Genomic DNA, 16,208 nt, shown 5'->3' on the forward strand with positions numbered 1-16,208 from the left:
TTGCTAATTGGCATACTTGCCCTGGGCATAGGAAGCCACAATACTACTGTTGGCGTTTTTACAATTGTTTGGAAAATCAAAAAAGTAGATACACTTGGGAAGGCCATTGGTAAAGGTAATCCGTACCCAGCCGTCGCTGCTTCCTGCAAAACCTTTGTAACGATAATTCGCCTTTAATTCCACAGGTCTTTGTTGTGCATCGCGCCGTTGTATCGCCAACCCTGAAACGCTACCAGGAATGTATCGGTTAAAAGCCCAGGTTGTGGATTGGTTGGCCACGAGATCGTTTACCAATTGGGTAAAATTCTGACTGCCAGTTGGGCCGCCAGATGTTTTCATGGCCGTGTACTTGCTAGTGCCGCCCATTTTTAGGGACGGTTGTGCCTGGGCATATCGTTTTAGGTTTTCTTCAAAGCGTCTTAAGCCGGGACTGTTACAGTTATTCAGGGTAAAAAATTGGGCCATATCATTTTGCAGCCCATTGGCTTTGTGCACCATATCCAACGAATTTCCAATAGCGTTGGGGTCGGTGGCCATAGCAACCACTTTGCGAAATACATCCTTGCTCAGCATATTTTCCAAGTTAAGCTTGGCCTTGTACAAATCTGGCCGGGCATACAGTCCGGAGCCGACGGTGGTCCAATCGATACATACCCTGCTCGTTTCCACACCAAAACCGTTGGTGGTCACTTGTTCCGTGGCACAGACCCAGTCCATAATCTGCACTTTGTTGGAGGGTAGTGCATTGGGACATTGCCTGCCAAAGGCCCGGAGGTATTGCTCAAAAATCATAAGGAAGGGGGTGTCCTCACGTTTGAACTCCACATCTTCAAATTGCCCCCTAAAAATGTAATCGTAGAATTCTGCAAAGTACATTCCATCAGTATTCAAGACCAAGGATTGCTGCAATTCTTCCGCGGAAGAATTTTTGTTGCTCGAGGATGGAACAAATGAGGTAAAAAGGCTGAAAATCAACAGGAATACTCCAAACAAGGAGAAAACTTTCTTTTTCTGCATATCACAGGGTGTTTTGAGGTTTCAAATCCGTTAAAATAGAGGGGGAGAACTTAAAGATAGTAAATGCAGTTGGGACAATTTGACGGTTTACCGGAATTTATGGACCTGCTTATCTAGGTTTTGGCGTCCAATAATGGTCATTATTTCTACCATATCCGGTAATACACGAAAGTAGATGGTATCCGATTTATGAACGCATCTGCGGTAGCCGTTTTTTATATGGTCTGCAGAAGGAAACTGAAAAGGGTTGCGGCCAATAATTTCGAAGTATTCGAAAAATGACAAGTAATACGTATCGGCTTGGGCTTCGCCAAATTGGAGTAATCCATATAACCAGATTCGATAAAGATCTTCCTTAGCGCTGGGAGATAGTCTAAAGTTTGCCATCCAATTTGGCCCTTTCCTTAAATTCCTTCAGCATTTGTTTTGAGGTTAAGGTTGTGGGCCCGTGAATGGCCATATCTTGTTCTGCCCGCTCCAGTTTGGCTCGGATATATGCTATTTCTTTTTCGTTTTCCCGGGCGCGACGGATAAGGTCGTTCACCACCTCACTTTTGCTGGAATACTCCTCGCTTTCCACAAGGGATTTTAACCAGTCATCATTCGGTCGGGTAAGGGAAATACTCTGTCTGGGCATGATTCATTAAATGAATGTGGTGTAAATATACATCAAAAACGCATCAATATTACATATTTAGAATCAAATTATCCATGGTGTATGTCGAAATTCAATATTAACAATGAACATTCGATTAATGACCCAAATACTTCTTCGGAATATCCTTGCCGTCAACATTGCTCATGGTCCAGATCATATTGGCAATCCACCAGCGCCCATCAGAATAGATCAAATGATAACTTCCCACCCCAATACCAGATACGTTTTCAGAATCTAGGCCCTTAAAACTTTGGATGATTTGTGCAATACCATTGTACTCTTCCACAATTTCCCCGATAGCTTCCTCATGGTAACCCAAGCTATAATATTCATCCGTTAGCATTTCGGCAAAGCTTGGTAAATCCATGGTCTCGTGAGCATAAACTCCGTTTTCCTGCCCTACGACCGTAAATCTGGCCGAAGGAAGAAAAAGGGTTTTAAAATAGGCGGTATCAATCTTCTGTCCAGCCTCTATGGAAATGATGCGTTGGGTTTCTTTGGCCAACTCGTTCGGGTCTTGGAAGACCTGTTCTTTTTGCCCAAAACATACAGTTTGCGCTAAAATCGTAATACCTAAATAGATTGTTTTTTTGATAGTCATAATTTCAATTTTACATCATTTGGCCAAAGAAAATGGCATTCATCAATAGCTTGTTGGTGCCATACCAAAAAGCTCTGAAATTAGTATTGTCCGTAAACAAGACTACCCGGCCGCGTCCCAACCTTTTGACTTTGAAGGGTACACTATTCTTGATCAATTCCTGATTCTCTTCAGAAATATACCCGCTTAAAAGCGGATCATTGGTGTATTGAATGGGGTTGTCATAACTGTTTTTTTCAGGCTTTAGGTAAATGTTGGTGTTTCTGAACATGGCCAGATTGGTGTTCTTGTACCCATAGTTGATAGGATGGGAGCGGTCTATTCTTGTTTCGAAAATGGCTCCGCCAGTAACTTGGGCACCCGTAAAATCATCCTTTTGGTCAAAGGCGACGTTTTTCGCCACCAAAGTGTCTTTTTTGGTATCCACTTTTATAAAATCGTTCTTTTCGAGCCAGTTCACGGCGGTGCGATATCCTATGACGGTGCCACCTTCCTTAACCCACGAATGAATTTTTTTAGCCGCCGCAGTATCCATGATTTGACTTCCCCATCCACTTGGGATAATCAAATCCGTATAGATGTCCAGGTTCACATCACTAAAATCCCGGGTGTCCAATTTGGTGATCTTCATATCGTATCGGGTATCGAACAAATGCCAGATTTCCCCAGCATCGTAGGAACGCACCCCATCGCCTACCAAAATGGCAACTTTTTGTTTTTTAATGGGGTCAAAGTCATTACTTCCCAAATCAATCCCCCTGGTGAGCCCTGTGGAAACCGCGGTGATCTTAATTTGACTTTCCTTGGCAACCTTGTTTAAAAAACTATGGAGCTCATCCGCATCCAACTTCTGATTTTGGACCGGAATCATGATGGTACCGTAATCATAAGTTTTGCCCTCTAAGGTAAAAGGGGATTTTGCAGTCTTGGCACGCAGCCCTTTTTCCAAAATTTGGTTCAATGCCTTTGGGGTATAATATTCGTGCCATTCGAAAAGATAGGCATAGGTGCTTTTTTGATCCACACCACCTTTAGGTGTTTGGAAATCCGTAACCTCTGGGCCGGCATTGGAAAGGGAAGTCAAATTGGCGTAATCCACATTGAATGCCAAGGGAAACGTCCAAGCGGAAACATCGTAGAACAAGCTGTCCTTAAAAGTGGTTCTTTTTTCAAACATGGCCTGGATAAGGCGTGGGTTCTTTTGGTTCATTGGAACTACATAGCTATACCCTTTTTTGTACGCCTTTCCAGAAATGGTCACGTCATTGGCCAACTCGTGGAACTTAATTTTATGTCTGCGCAAAATTTCCGCCAAATGATAGGTTTTGGAAGCATCCTTACTATCCCCAAAAACAATCCCCTTGGTTCGGTTTCGGGTCACTTCGCTCTTCATATCGGCATAGAATTTCTGCTGATAATCTAGCAGTTTAGAGCGCATGTTTTTAGCGGCCTCAACGGTGGACATTGCGGTGGTAAACTGGTTTCTTATGGTAAAGGGAAAGGTTAAAATCCCATTTTCACTTTCTTGGATATGACCACGCGAACTTCCCTGTTCAAAAAGGATTCCAATGCTCCCGTTCACATCTGGGAAGGTAGAACCCTTGCCATAGTAATAATCATCATAATTCTCTTCGGAATAGTACAGCGAACCAATTTTATCCAAGGCCTTGGCATGATAGGTGCCAATCTCTCGGGTTAGGTCCTGGTTGATATGCGGGGTCAAGGGGTTTACCCTAGATGGTTCCCCAGGCTGAAAAAAGAAGGTTGAATTAGTGCCCATCTCATGGTGATCGGTAAGGATGTTGGGCAGCCATTTGTGGAAGGTTGCGATCCTAGCCCTACTTTCTGGAAGCTGCACTGGAAGCCAATCCCTGTTCATATCAAACCAATAATGGTTGGTACGGCCGCCGGGCCACACCTCATGGTATTCCCGCTCGTTGTTATCTGGATTTAGATTGATGCTCTTATTGGTATTGGCCCAATAAGCAAAGCGCTGAAGACCATCTGGATTGAAACTTGGATCTAAAAGAACCACCATTTTATCCAACATGGACTCAATTTCCGGGCCTTGGGCTGCGGCTAAATAGTATGCATAGGCCAAAGCGGCATTGGAACCACTTGGCTCATTCCCGTGTATCGAAAATCCTTGGTAAACCACTACAGGCATTTGGGAGGTATCCACATTGCCACCACCATCTGAAAGTTCTAGGTGCTGTTGCCTTATGGTTTCTATGTTCTGGTGGTTGTTGGGGGTGGTGATGGTAAGCAGAAGAATGGGCCTGCCTTCAAAAGTCTTTCCCCGGTCTTCGAGTGTAATTCGCTCACTGGACGCAGCTAGCTGCTGCATATAAAACATCAACTTATCGTGGGTTACATGCCATTCGCCCACTTCATGACCAATGACATCGGCAGGCTTCGGAATATTGGGGTCATAGGTGACATGCTGTGGTAGGTAATAGTCCAAGGTCACATCTTGTGCAGATAGACCCAGGGTGAACAATAGCAAAAACAGAAAGTTGATGTGTTTCATAAGAGCATTTTTGAATTAGTCAGCACTAAAAATAAAAAACGGCCTGCAGAGGGCAGGCCGTTTTAAGCTTTTTTTAAAGAAAAGGATTAGATATCGTCAAAACTCACATCGGTAAAGTTACCTGCACTTCCATTTTCACTAATTCCGTTTTCATCTTCCTTTTTAAAATCTTTTTGATGGCGTTCCGAAATAACTTCCAAACCTTTTTCATCGATGATGTAATCCATCATTTCTTCCATGATTTCCTTGAAAGCCGTAAAATCTTCCTTGTACAAATAGATTTTGTGCTTTTTGTAATGGAAAGAACCATCATCATGCGTGAACTTTTTGCTTTCTGTGATGGTTAGGTAATAATCCCCTGCCTTGGTACTTCTTACATCAAAAAAATAAGTCCTTCGGCCGGCTCTTAGGACTTTGGAATAAATCTCTTCCTGATCCATTATATCTTTATCCCTCATGTAGTAAAGTGTGTTTAGTGCAATAGTGTATAATTCTACCAAAAATGTAAAAAAAATGCTAATTCAGCAACTTTTTTCCTATTCTTTCTCAGAGAGTTGGTTCAGATATAGTTCTTTATAGTACCCCTCGATATTGTTCAATTCCGCATGAGTGCCCTCCTGTATGATGGCTCCATTTTCCAGAACAATGATCTTATCCGCATTCTTCGCCGACGACACCCTATGGCTTACAATTAAGGTGGTTTTGTTTTGGGACACTTGTTTTAAGTTGTTCAAAATTTCCTCTTCGGTCTCGGTATCTACGGCAGACAAGCAATCGTCAAAAAGATAGATTTGGGGATCTTTTAAAAGGGCCCGTGCAATGGATACACGTTGCTTTTGTCCTCCACTTAGGGTAATGCCCCGTTCTCCTAGAATGGTATCGTATTTTTTGGTGAAGCCCTCAATGTTTTTATGGACCACCGCCTTTTTGGCCACTTCAACAATTTCGTCCATGGTCGCATGTTCGTTTCCAAAGCGGATATTGTTTTCTATGGTATCCGAGAAAAGAAATGCGTCTTGTGGAACTGCACCAATACTGCTCCTTAGGCTATCCAAATTGTGTTTTTGTACGGGCTTTCCATCGACTTGAATCTCTCCAGAGGAAACGTCGTATAATCGGGCCACCAAATCCAAGATGGTGGATTTACCGGAACCTGTTTTGCCCAAAAACGCCACGGTCTCTCCGGGATTTATAGTGAACGAAATATTGTTTAGCGCGGTAATATTCGTGTCGTCATAGGTAAACGTCACATTTCTAAACTCGATACCTCCGGACACCTGAGTAGGTTCCACAACCTCATTTTTGATCGAGGGTTCTTCCAATAGAAACTCATTGATCCGTTTTTGCGAAGCCTCTGCCCTTTGGATGATTGAGGTGAGCCATCCCACAATGGCAACCGGCCAGGTGAGCATGTTCACATACAGGATAAATTCTGCAATGATGCCAAAAGAGGCGATTTCCCCGTCGATGTACTGCTTTCCGCCAATATAGATCACAAAAATATTACTGACACCAATCAACAAAATCATTAATGGGAAAAACCAAGCGTTTACCTTGGCCAGATCCATACTGGTATCCTTTCCTTCTTGGGCAAGCGCGCCCACCTCGGTGTGGATTTTGGGTTCAAGTCCATAGGCCTTTATCACTGCCACCCCGGAAAATGATTCTTGGGTAAAGGTAGAGAGCGTACTCAAAAACTCTTGGACCTTGGTACTGCGCTTGTGGATAATTTTACTGATCTGATAAATCAGCACGGATAAAATGGGAAGTGGAATCAATGTGTAGGCGGCCAATGTAGGCGCCTTGATAAACATCAAAGGAATGATGCAAACGAACATGGTTAGGGTGTTAATGCCATACATAATGGCGGGCCCTACATACATTCGCACCTGATTGATGTCCTCACTGATCCGGTTCATTAAATCCCCGATTCTATTTTTTTTGTAAAAGCTGAGATTCAGCAATTGGTAATGATCAAAAACTTCATTCTTTAAGTCATATTCGATATATCTGGAGACATTGATGATAGTCTGCCGCATTAAAAACGTAAACAAGCCAGAAAGAAGAGCGGCCCCTATAATGATCAAGATATACCCAAAGAGCAGTTCTTTGGCCTCCAATTTCGTAATGGTGTCTCCTAAAAAGCCCTCAATGGCTTGGATGGATTTGCTCACATAGGAAGGCATGATCAAGGAAAATACTCGGGCAATTATGGTTATTATAATGCCCATGAGCAGCTTAAACCAGTATTTTTTGAAGTATTTATTGAGGTATTTGAGTTCCTTCATAGGAGGATCTAACGGTTGTTTTTTTGATGGCAATTAGCAAATATAGCCGATACACCACAAAGTAAATGTTATAAAACTGATAAGAAAACAACTTTGGTAGGTTGGATTGAAATATAAGGTTACTTTTGCGCAGTGAATGCCAACAAACGACTTTAAAGTTCTTTAAAAAATGCTTACCAGAAGGCACATCAGAGTAAAGGTGATGCAGTGCATCTACGCGTTGATCCAATCCAAGGACGACTCCTTGGAAAAGCAGCAGAAATTTCTTAAAACGAGTATAGAGAACATGTATGTGCTCTATCTTTTGGTACTGAGCCTTTTGGTGGAACTACACCGTTTGGCCGAAAAGCATGTGCAACACGCTTCCAAAAAGTACTTGGCCTCCGAGGAAGACGGTTATCCCAATCCCGAAAAGTTTGTAAAAAATGGCCTGTTGGTCCAAATAGCGTCCAACAAGAACCTCCAAAACGAACTATCCAATAGAAAACTGAACAACTGGTACTTGAATGAGGAATATGTAAAGATCATTTACAAGGAAATAGTGGCCAGCGATATTTACAAAACCTATATGACCAGTAGTGCAAAAGGTTATGATCAAGATAGGGATATGATCATTCAGTTGTTTAAGGAAATTATTGCACCCAACGAGAAAATCTACGAATATTTCGAAGATGACAAACTCACTTGGGTGGACGACATTCCGATTGTAAACACCTATCTGGTAAAAAGGCTGCGCAAGGCCACTACAGATTCCAATGAAACCTTCTTTTTGCCTTCCCTATTGAAAGATCAACAGGATATGGTCTTTGCCAACGACCTTTTGACCAAGACCTTGTTGAACGATACAAAATGGGAAAAGGAAATTGAGGGCAAGACCCCAAATTGGGACAACGATCGTATTGCGGAAATCGATTCCATCATTCTAAAAATGGCAATCTGCGAGCTTTTAAACTTCCCATCGATTCCTGAAAAAGTGACACTAAATGAGTATTTGGAGATCGCCAAAGAGTACTCCACCCCCAAGAGCAGTATTTTTATAAACGGGGTTTTGGACAAGCTGGCCAAGGAGTATAAATCCACTGGGCAAATGCAAAAAATGGGACGTGGGCTCCAGTAAAACAATATTTGATTAATTTTGGACAAATAAATTTTTAACATGAGAAAAGTAACAACAATTTTAAGTTTGATCTTGGCTGTTGGTCTTGTAAGTGTTTCTTGCAAGGACAAGGCATCTAGCAAAATAGTTGCCGACAACGTGGAGAATGCATCCAACAGGGATGAAGCACAAAAGCAACTTCCTGTAATGAGTTTTGATAAGCAAGAGCATGATTTTGGTACCATTACCCAAGGTACAGCACAACAAACAACCTTTAAATTTACGAATACCGGGAACGCCCCTTTGATCATCACAGATGCTAAAAGTAGTTGCGGTTGTACCGTTCCTGAATATCCAAAAAACACCCCTATCGCTCCTGGAGAATCTGGAGAACTTTTGGTAAAGTTCAATGGATCTGGACAAAATCAGGTGACCAAGACCGTTACCGTAACGGCCAACACCGACAAGGGGACAGAGCTATTGCGCATCAAAGCCTTTGTAAACCCAAAGAACGCTGCGCAGGCAGGTCCTGTTAACTAAGAAGTAAGACCCAAATAAATGGAAAACCTCGGACAGTTTTTACCTTTGATGCTCATCTTTGTGGTGGCGTATTTCTTTATGATCCGCCCACAGATGAAACGTCAGAAGGATGAGAAAAAATTTGCATCGGAATTAAAAAAAGGAGACCGTATCATTACCAAAAGCGGACTCCATGGCAAAGTTGTGGAATTGAATGACAAGGACTATTCCTGTGTGATCGAGACCATGGCTGGAAGGCTTAAGTTTGATCGCTCGGCCATTTCTATGGAAATGAGCAAAAAATTAGCCGCCAACGCCAAGAAATAATCCGGTAATTATAAAATTGGGAGCCCCTTGAATTTATTTTCAAGGGGCTTTTTGTATTTTATGGTCAAAATAATCAACCATGGGCAACCGAAGACAATTTATCAAACAGAGCTCCATGCTCTCCGCTGGCATAGGCGCATCATTTATTTTTCCAACGGAACTGTTGGCATCCATCAGAAAAAAAGTAAGTCCAAATGACCGTATACAAGTTGGCCTTATTGGATGCAACGGGATGGGATTCGCTAATCTTAAATCCCTTTTAAAGAACAGTGAAGTAGAAGTGGTGGCGCTTTGCGATGTGGACAAGAATGTGCTGGCAGCCAAAACCGAGGCTTTGGAAAAAGCTGGGGTCAAAAAGCCCAAATGGTACGGGGATTACCGAAAAATGTTGGAGGACAAGGATGTGGATGTTGTTGTGATAGGTACGCCGGACCACTGGCATTGCCTACAACTTGTCGATGCTGTGGATGCCGGTAAGGATGTCTATTGTGAAAAGCCCATCGCCAATTCCATTGCGGAATGCGATGCCATGCTGAACAAGGTCAATGCAAGTGATCGCATGGTACAGATTGGGCAATGGCAGCGAAGCCAACCCCATTTTGTGGATGCGATAAATTATGTACACTCCGGAAAACTGGGCCAGATTCGTTTGGCCAAGGCTTGGGCCTATCAAGGTTGGATGGGATCCATTCCCGTGGTGGCCGATGCCCCGGTACCTGATGGGGTGGACTACAAAATGTGGTTGGGACCCGCACCGGACAGACCTTTTAACAAGAACAGGTTCCATTTTAACTTTAGATGGTTTTGGGACTACGCCGGGGGGCTAATGACGGATTGGGGCGTACACTTGATAGATTATGCCCTATATGGAATGAAGGCGGCCAATCCAAAATCGGTGATGGCTTTGGGAGGCAAGTTTGCTTATCCGGACGATGCGGAGGAAACCCCGGATACATTACAAACTGTATATGAATTTGATGGGTTCTCCCTATTGTGGGAACACGCCACGGGAATAGATGGGGGCAATTACGGGCTAGACCATGGTATTTCCTTTATCGGAAACAATGGAACATTGGTTTTGAACCGCGGAGGATGGAAAGTGATTCCGGAGAAGGACCGAAGTAAGGAAAATGGCCTAAAATTGGAAGCAGTACCCCATCAAAGTGTTGCTGCCAACGGTTTGGATTTGCATACCGTAAACTTTTTGGAGGCGGTAAAATCCAGGGACAAGGATATCTTGAATGCCCCAATTCAAGTCGGATATGACACAGCTCGGGTATGCCATATGGGCAATATTGCCTTCAAAACGGGGAAACGGGTTTACTGGGATGCAGCTAATGCCAAGTTTAGCAGTGCAGAGGCTAATGCCCAACTCGGCAAGGAATATCACAACGGTTGGAAACTTCCTATGGGTTGATTTGGAGAATTATCAACGATAGGCATCGTTCAACCCTACACCCTTTAGGATCATGGGAAGGATTTTCTCTAAACGCCTTAACTTGGTCTTTTCCTGTTTGGCTTCTGAAATATACTCGCAAAATTCCCTTTGCTTATAGGGGGTAAAGGCTTCGAATGCGTTGTTTAACTCATTATTTTCATCCAATTGGGATTGGAGTAGGGTAGGGATTTCAGTGCTCCCGCTCTTTTTTTCCTGAACAATTTTTAATCCCTTTCGCTCATTGTCAATCGCTTCGTTCATATAGGCGACCACGCCCTGCTGGTCCACTTCGTCAATAGATTCAAAGTTCCAATGCCGCATGCCCTTGGTCTTGCCTTCTTGGGCATTGCGAAGCACTTTTTTAGGGTCGATTAAAAAGGAGCCATTAAAGAACCAAACCCCAAAATGACTTTTAAATCTGCAAATGCCAAATACATTTTTTCCATTGACTGTATACACCGGAAAATTCCATTTTAAGGTTTCGATACTATCCGTTTCTTGGGCCAAATTTCGGAGTAAGGCTATGCCCTCCTTAAAAGGATGCTCCTTTTCGTAATAGGCCTCAAGACTTTTTACTCTTTCCATTTGATTTTATTTGCGTTGCTGTCAGTTCACAAATCTTTACAATTACCTGGACTGCCTTTTCCATGCTTTCCAGTGGAATATATTCATATTTTCCATGAAAATTATGACCTCCAGCAAAAATATTGGGGCAGGGAAGTCCCATAAAACTGAGTTGGGAGCCATCCGTTCCACCGCGGATAGGTTTAATGAGGGGCTCAATATTTAAGGATTCCATAGCCTCCTTGGCAATTTCAACGATATGAAAAACAGGCTCCACCTTTTCTCGCATATTGCGGTACTGGTCCTCAATTATTATCTGTATACAATCCCCATATTTTTGGTTTAGTTTACTGCTGATATCTTCCAAAAGTTCCTTTCGGGCATCAAAATGACCGGCATCATGATCTCTGATGATGAGCTCAATCTCCGCATGTTCAATTTCGCCTTTTAGCTTGTGCACGTGGAAATACCCTTCCCGTCCCTCGGTGTGCTCTGGAACCTCGCGTGGAGGTAGTAGCCCTAAAAATTCGTTGGCAATTCCAATGGCATTGACCATTTTGTTCTTTGCATAGCCGGGATGCACGCTTTTTCCTTCAATCTTGATTTTGGCGCTTGCTGCATTAAAGTTTTCAAACTCCAGTTCCCCAACCTGGCTTCCGTCCATGGTATAGGCCCAATCGGCGCCAAACTTTTCAACGTCAAACTTATGGGCACCCCTGCCAATTTCCTCATCCGGGGTAAAAGCTATACGAATGGGGCCATGTTTTATTCCAGGATGTTGCACCAAATACTCCATGGCGGTCACGATCTCGGCAATTCCCGCTTTGTCATCCGCGCCCAACAAGGTGGTTCCATCCGTGGTAATAAGGGTTTGACCCACATATTGCTCCAAGTCTTCAAAATAACTCGGTGATAGTACAACGTCCTTGGATTTGTTCAAGATAATGTCCTGTCCATCATAATTTTTTACGATTTGTGGTTTCACGTTTCGCCCAGTAAAATCAGGGGAAGTATCCATATGAGAAATAAAACCGATGGTAGGCACCTCCTTGTCCAGATTACTAGGAAGCGTGGCCATGATATAGGCGTTTTCATCGATGGAAACCTCCTGCATTCCAATTTGATGTAGCTCCATCACCAATTTTTTGGCCAATGTCCATTGTTTTTCAGTACTTGGAGTGCTTTTGGAATAAGGATCGCTTTGGGTGTCGATGGAAACATATTCCAGAAATCGGGCTAATAATCCGTCCATAAAGTGCGTTTCATCAAAAATAATGTTTATTCAATCGTGATTTTGGTTAAATCAAGGCTTTAAGACCTATCTTTTTTTTCCGCTAAAGCCAAACCAGTGAAGCCAATATTGTTTTCTTTTCTGCTGTTCTGCAGTTTTTTTTCGTATTCCCAGGAGGACTGCTTTTTGGGGATAGGGGGTGAGGACGATGATACCATAGCCGAAGTTTTTCAATTGGACGAGTCACAACTGGAGCAACTGCGGAATTGGTCGGCCGAGGTGAAGGTGCGGAACGGATACCTTAAAGACCAGGCCAAGTACCTTTTAAAAAGGCATGCCCAGAGCTCCCCGGAAGATTTAATGGGAATGTCCTATAAATATAGGGGACTGTTGGATAGCATGAGACAAAATGTGCGGTTGTTGGACAAACGCCTGTTGTCCCTCTTCAATGATCAACAGTATAACCTCTATTTGGAGTTTTGCGGACAACTTACCCTGCGTCCTATCTATATAGATAGGTCGGTCAACGAAAAATGATGGTTTTGAAGGAATGTGATGACAGAGTTTTTATTTTTGTCGAAAATTTTCTGAATGTACAAGTTCCTTATTCGCCCTCTCCTTTTTGTACTCGATGCCGAAACAGCACACCATTTTTCTTTTAAGGCGATAAGGATACTGTCCAAATTGGGATTTGGACCCATGTTCCGCAAACAATTCCTGGTAAACGACCCAAGATTGGAAAAGGAGGTATTTGGACTCAAATTCAAAAACCCTGTAGGACTTGCGGCAGGTTTTGATAAGGACGCTGTACTCTATAACGAACTTTCAAATTTTGGTTTTGGTTTTGTCGAAATAGGAACCTTGACCCCAAAGCCCCAAGCCGGGAATCCCAAAAAACGACTTTTTAGATTGTTGGAGGACGAAGCCATTATCAATCGAATGGGGTTTAACAACAAAGGGGTGTTCGAAGCTGCGGAGCAACTTAAAAAGAAACATAAGGTTCTGATTGGGGGCAACATTGGAAAGAACAAGGTAACACCCAACGAAAAGGCCCTCAAGGATTATTTAATTTGCTTTGAAGCGCTTTTTGAGCATGTGGATTACTTTGTTGTAAATGTTAGTTCGCCCAACACGCCAGGATTAAGGGAATTACAGGACAAAGAGCCTTTGACCAACCTGTTGAAAAAACTCAAAAAGCAAAATGTCAAGTTTGCCAAAAAGCTGGAATCCAAAGAGAAACCCATTCTATTAAAAATTGCCCCCGACCTTTCCAAAAGCCAGTTATTGGATATTGTGGACATCGTAAAGGATACGGGTATCAGCGGGATTATCGCTACAAATACCACGATTTCCAGAAAAGGATTAAAGTCCCATTTGATAAAAACAGAGGAAAAAGGTGGTCTAAGCGGGAAGCCCTTGGCCAATAGGAGTACGGAGGTTATCCGATTTTTGGCGGAAAAGAGTGGCAAAGCATTTCCCATAATCGGGGTAGGGGGTATCCACTCACCTGAAGACGCCATGGAAAAGCTGGAGGCCGGAGCGGATTTGGTCCAGGTTTATACCGGTTTTGTGTATGAAGGACCAGCCTTGGTCAAAAAAATCAATAACGCTATTCTGGCCCAAAAGGCTTGATCAAATAATCTTAAAACTTCCTGCTATTGGAAGGCACAATCGTATGCTTTCTGATAAATAGTGGTAATTTTATAGGAAGCCTATGTCCGATGTAAAACTCATAGAATGTCCTAGGGATGCCATGCAGGGTATTAAGACCTTCATTCCCACCGAAGAAAAAGTAAGGTATATACAGTCGTTGTTGGGTTGTGGTTTCGACACCTTGGATTTCGGAAGTTTTGTCTCGCCCAAGGCCATCCCACAGATGGTGGACACAGCAGATGTTCTTTCCCAGTTGGATCTTACCAAAACCAAAAGCAAATTGTTGGCCATTGTGGCCAATACCCGTGGAGCCAACAATGCATGTGAACATGAGGCCATTGATTATTTGGGATACCCGTTTTCCATATCCGAGAATTTTCAGATGCGGAACACCCACAAGACCATTGCCCAATCTGTGGAAACACTAAAAGAGATTTTGGAGATTGCCCATGCTCATGATAAACAAGTGGTCACTTATGTTTCCATGGGATTTGGAAACCCCTACGGAGATCCATGGAATGTGGAGATTGTGGGGGAGTGGACGGAAAGATTGGCGGAAATGGGTACCACCATTTTATCCTTGTCCGATACCATAGGCAGTTCCACACCAGAAGTTATTGACTATCTCTTTTCCAATTTGATTCCGAAATATCCCCACATCGAATTTGGGGCCCATTTGCATACCACCCCGACCAAATGGCACGAAAAGGTGGATGCGGCCTATAAGGCCGGCTGTAGACGCTTTGATGGGGCGGTACAGGGTTTTGGGGGCTGCCCCATGGCCAAGGACGAGCTTACCGGCAACATGCCCACGGAAAAAATGCTCTCGTACTTCACAACGACCAAGGCTGAGACTGGTGTAAATTGGATGGTCTTCGAAGCGGCCTATAACAAGGCCACGGAACTTTTTTCAGTATACCACTAGGTTTACAATCAATTAGTTATAGCTCAGAATCTGGAGAATCTTAAATTTTATTTAAAATAAGTCTAAATAAATTTGGTCGATTTGTAAGGTGGAAATATATTTGCGCCTCACTTTATTTGAAATCAATCTAAATAAAAACAAACACCGACGATGAGGCACTTATTTCTTTTATCAACCTTGTTATTTTCAACCGTATTTTTTGCTCAGACGCGTACCGACTCCATCCAATTTGATCCACAAAAGCAGCTAAACGCCGCACAGCGTATTCTCTCGGGAAACTATGCTTCCGCTGTAACTTTGGGAGCTTATGGGGAGATGTTGTACAACCAACCTGATGGACAAAACGGGGAATTGGATGTACAGCGATTGGTGGTTCTTTTGGGTTATCGTTTTGATGATCGGACCCAGTTTGTGACGGAAATCGAATTTGAGCACGTAGAAGAAGTATTTGTTGAGCAAGCTTTTGTAAACTATAATGCCGCTCCAAATTTTAATATTAGGGGTGGTCTGATGCTGGTTCCCATGGGAATTGTGAACGAATTTCATGAACCAACCACATTCAACGGTACTGAAAGACCTGCCATTGACAATGTAATTGTCCCCACAACTTGGCGAGAGCTGGGGGTAGGGGTAACCGGAAGGTTCAATTCCATTTCTTTGGGATACCAAGCCTATTTGTTCAACGGTTTCAAATCTGCTGAATCAGATGGTGAAGGTGGCGTTACCGGAATCTTAAAGGGCTCAAACGGACTAAGAAGCGGAAGACAAAAAGGAATTCAATCCACAATAGATCAACCCAACCTGTCCACCAAATTGGACTACTATGGGATCCCCGGTCTTCGATTGGGCTTTTCCACGTATTTTGGACGTACCCAGGCCACGGACGATGTGGACACTTTTGACGGCTCGGATGTGGGCATTTCCATGCTTGGTTTGGATGCTCGATATGCATATCAAAAGTTCACCGCACGGGGACAATTTATCCATGCTTCTTTGTCCGATACTGATGCATACAATAATCTAACCGGGAGAGACTTGGGTAGTGCGATTCAAGGGTGGTACGTAGAAGGCGCCTATAACTTGCTTCCCACCGGAAATCGACAAAAACTTTTTGTCTTTACCCGTTACGAGGACTTCAATACTCACGCCGATACCGATGGCACGCTCATTGCGAACGAAGCGTATGATAGAACTGATGTTACTACAGGATTAACATATCATATTGCACCGGGTGTGGTAGTCAAAGGAGATTATCAATTTAGAAGCAATGCCCTAGAAGATGGCGATGTTGCCGATAGATTAAACTTTGGAATAGGGGTGTGGTTTTAACCACACCTTTTTTCTTCCGTATTCTTTAGCTT

General features: G+C 43.2%; 17 protein-coding genes. 8 read left to right on the forward strand and 9 right to left on the reverse strand.

Features of this window, described 5'->3' with window-relative positions:
• Positions 1–3: 3 nt before the first annotated feature.
• The 7 genes from M3P07_RS02010 to M3P07_RS02040 all read right to left on the reverse strand — a co-directional run bounded on the left by M3P07_RS02010 (position 4) and on the right by M3P07_RS02040 (position 7,094).
• Positions 4–1,017: a hypothetical protein gene (locus M3P07_RS02010; protein WP_249968223.1), complete on the reverse strand. Its 1,014-nt coding sequence runs from the start codon at positions 1,015–1,017 to the stop codon at positions 4–6.
• Positions 1,018–1,104: 87 nt separating this feature from the next.
• Complete coding sequence (locus M3P07_RS02015) at positions 1,105–1,404, reverse strand: type II toxin-antitoxin system RelE/ParE family toxin (RefSeq protein WP_249968224.1); 300 nt, start codon at positions 1,402–1,404, stop codon at positions 1,105–1,107.
• Positions 1,391–1,654 carry a ribbon-helix-helix domain-containing protein gene (locus M3P07_RS02020; RefSeq protein ID WP_249968225.1) on the reverse strand — a complete coding sequence of 88 codons (264 nt, stop codon included), beginning with the start codon at positions 1,652–1,654 and terminating at the stop codon, positions 1,391–1,393. Before M3P07_RS02020 ends, M3P07_RS02015 begins: the two co-directional genes overlap by 14 nt.
• Before the next feature lie 115 nt (positions 1,655–1,769).
• Positions 1,770–2,276, reverse strand: a complete 507-nt coding sequence (locus M3P07_RS02025) for a hypothetical protein (RefSeq protein WP_249968226.1) — start codon at positions 2,274–2,276, stop codon at positions 1,770–1,772.
• A 10-nt stretch (positions 2,277–2,286) separates the two neighbouring features.
• The gene (locus M3P07_RS02030) at positions 2,287–4,806 is read right to left on the reverse strand and encodes a M14 family zinc carboxypeptidase (protein ID WP_249968227.1); all 2,520 of its coding nucleotides are present in this window, start codon (positions 4,804–4,806) and stop codon (positions 2,287–2,289) included.
• An 86-nt stretch (positions 4,807–4,892) separates the two neighbouring features.
• A complete protein-coding gene (locus M3P07_RS02035; protein WP_249968228.1) occupies positions 4,893–5,264 on the reverse strand; it encodes a PUR family DNA/RNA-binding protein in 372 nt (123 codons plus the stop codon).
• A 78-nt stretch (positions 5,265–5,342) separates the two neighbouring features.
• Positions 5,343–7,094, reverse strand: coding sequence for an ABC transporter ATP-binding protein (locus M3P07_RS02040; protein WP_249968229.1), 1,752 nt, complete (start codon positions 7,092–7,094; stop codon positions 5,343–5,345).
• Positions 7,095–7,263: 169 nt separating this feature from the next.
• On the opposite strand from M3P07_RS02040, the gene nusB reads away from it, so the two are divergent.
• From nusB to M3P07_RS02060, 4 genes are all read left to right on the forward strand, one after another.
• A complete protein-coding gene (nusB, locus tag M3P07_RS02045; protein ID WP_249968230.1) occupies positions 7,264–8,211 on the forward strand; it encodes a transcription antitermination factor NusB in 948 nt (315 codons plus the stop codon).
• Positions 8,212–8,250: 39 nt separating this feature from the next.
• A complete protein-coding gene (locus tag M3P07_RS02050) occupies positions 8,251–8,730 on the forward strand; it encodes a DUF1573 domain-containing protein (protein ID WP_249968231.1) in 480 nt (159 codons plus the stop codon).
• A gap of 18 nt (positions 8,731–8,748) precedes the next feature.
• A complete protein-coding gene (gene yajC / locus M3P07_RS02055; protein ID WP_249968232.1) occupies positions 8,749–9,036 on the forward strand; it encodes a preprotein translocase subunit YajC in 288 nt (95 codons plus the stop codon).
• Positions 9,037–9,115: 79 nt separating this feature from the next.
• Complete coding sequence (locus tag M3P07_RS02060) at positions 9,116–10,453, forward strand: Gfo/Idh/MocA family protein (RefSeq protein ID WP_249968233.1); 1,338 nt, start codon at positions 9,116–9,118, stop codon at positions 10,451–10,453.
• A 12-nt stretch (positions 10,454–10,465) separates the two neighbouring features.
• Here M3P07_RS02060 and M3P07_RS02065 read toward each other — a convergent pair whose 3' ends face one another.
• On the reverse strand, positions 10,466–11,059 hold the full coding sequence (locus M3P07_RS02065; RefSeq protein ID WP_249968234.1) for a YdeI/OmpD-associated family protein: 594 nt from the start codon (positions 11,057–11,059) through the stop codon (positions 10,466–10,468).
• Entirely contained in the window at positions 11,037–12,290 is a 1,254-nt protein-coding gene (pepT, locus tag M3P07_RS02070; protein WP_249968235.1) for a peptidase T, read from the reverse strand. The genes M3P07_RS02065 and pepT overlap by 23 nt, the downstream gene beginning before the upstream one ends.
• Before the next feature lie 96 nt (positions 12,291–12,386).
• Here pepT and M3P07_RS02075 point away from each other — a divergent pair, with 96 nt between their 5' ends.
• The 4 genes from M3P07_RS02075 to M3P07_RS02090 all read left to right on the forward strand — a co-directional run bounded on the left by M3P07_RS02075 (position 12,387) and on the right by M3P07_RS02090 (position 16,176).
• On the forward strand, positions 12,387–12,806 hold the full coding sequence (locus tag M3P07_RS02075; RefSeq protein WP_249968236.1) for a hypothetical protein: 420 nt from the start codon (positions 12,387–12,389) through the stop codon (positions 12,804–12,806).
• A gap of 54 nt (positions 12,807–12,860) precedes the next feature.
• Entirely contained in the window at positions 12,861–13,901 is a 1,041-nt protein-coding gene (locus M3P07_RS02080; RefSeq protein WP_249968237.1) for a quinone-dependent dihydroorotate dehydrogenase, read from the forward strand.
• 82 nt (positions 13,902–13,983) lie between these two features.
• Complete coding sequence (locus M3P07_RS02085) at positions 13,984–14,847, forward strand: hydroxymethylglutaryl-CoA lyase (RefSeq protein ID WP_249968238.1); 864 nt, start codon at positions 13,984–13,986, stop codon at positions 14,845–14,847.
• A 150-nt stretch (positions 14,848–14,997) separates the two neighbouring features.
• Entirely contained in the window at positions 14,998–16,176 is a 1,179-nt protein-coding gene (locus tag M3P07_RS02090; RefSeq protein WP_249968239.1) for a hypothetical protein, read from the forward strand.
• The last annotated feature ends 32 nt before the right edge of the window (positions 16,177–16,208 follow it).

The organism is Flagellimonas myxillae (assembly GCF_023502235.1).
GTDB classification, from domain to species: Bacteria; Bacteroidota; Bacteroidia; order Flavobacteriales; family Flavobacteriaceae; genus Flagellimonas; species Flagellimonas myxillae.

Excerpts from the sequence above, each read along its gene's own strand:
- M3P07_RS02025 (WP_249968226.1), bottom strand. The coding sequence starts at position 2,276 with ATGACTATCAAAAAAACAATCTATTTAGGTATTACGATTTTAGCGCAA.
- pepT (WP_249968235.1), bottom strand. The coding sequence starts at position 12,290 with ATGGACGGATTATTAGCCCGATTTCTGGAATATGTTTCCATCGACACC.
- M3P07_RS02085 (WP_249968238.1), top strand. The coding sequence starts at position 13,984 with ATGTCCGATGTAAAACTCATAGAATGTCCTAGGGATGCCATGCAGGGT.
- M3P07_RS02090 (WP_249968239.1), top strand. The coding sequence starts at position 14,998 with ATGAGGCACTTATTTCTTTTATCAACCTTGTTATTTTCAACCGTATTT.
- M3P07_RS02065 (WP_249968234.1), bottom strand. The coding sequence starts at position 11,059 with ATGGAAAGAGTAAAAAGTCTTGAGGCCTATTACGAAAAGGAGCATCCT.
- M3P07_RS02020 (WP_249968225.1), bottom strand. The coding sequence starts at position 1,654 with ATGCCCAGACAGAGTATTTCCCTTACCCGACCGAATGATGACTGGTTA.
- M3P07_RS02015 (WP_249968224.1), bottom strand. The coding sequence starts at position 1,404 with ATGGCAAACTTTAGACTATCTCCCAGCGCTAAGGAAGATCTTTATCGA.
- M3P07_RS02060 (WP_249968233.1), top strand. The coding sequence starts at position 9,116 with ATGGGCAACCGAAGACAATTTATCAAACAGAGCTCCATGCTCTCCGCT.
- M3P07_RS02040 (WP_249968229.1), bottom strand. The coding sequence starts at position 7,094 with ATGAAGGAACTCAAATACCTCAATAAATACTTCAAAAAATACTGGTTT.
- M3P07_RS02050 (WP_249968231.1), top strand. The coding sequence starts at position 8,251 with ATGAGAAAAGTAACAACAATTTTAAGTTTGATCTTGGCTGTTGGTCTT.
- M3P07_RS02080 (WP_249968237.1), top strand. The coding sequence starts at position 12,861 with ATGTACAAGTTCCTTATTCGCCCTCTCCTTTTTGTACTCGATGCCGAA.
- M3P07_RS02010 (WP_249968223.1), bottom strand. The coding sequence starts at position 1,017 with ATGCAGAAAAAGAAAGTTTTCTCCTTGTTTGGAGTATTCCTGTTGATT.
- yajC (WP_249968232.1), top strand. The coding sequence starts at position 8,749 with ATGGAAAACCTCGGACAGTTTTTACCTTTGATGCTCATCTTTGTGGTG.
- nusB (WP_249968230.1), top strand. The coding sequence starts at position 7,264 with ATGCTTACCAGAAGGCACATCAGAGTAAAGGTGATGCAGTGCATCTAC.
- M3P07_RS02030 (WP_249968227.1), bottom strand. The coding sequence starts at position 4,806 with ATGAAACACATCAACTTTCTGTTTTTGCTATTGTTCACCCTGGGTCTA.
- M3P07_RS02035 (WP_249968228.1), bottom strand. The coding sequence starts at position 5,264 with ATGAGGGATAAAGATATAATGGATCAGGAAGAGATTTATTCCAAAGTC.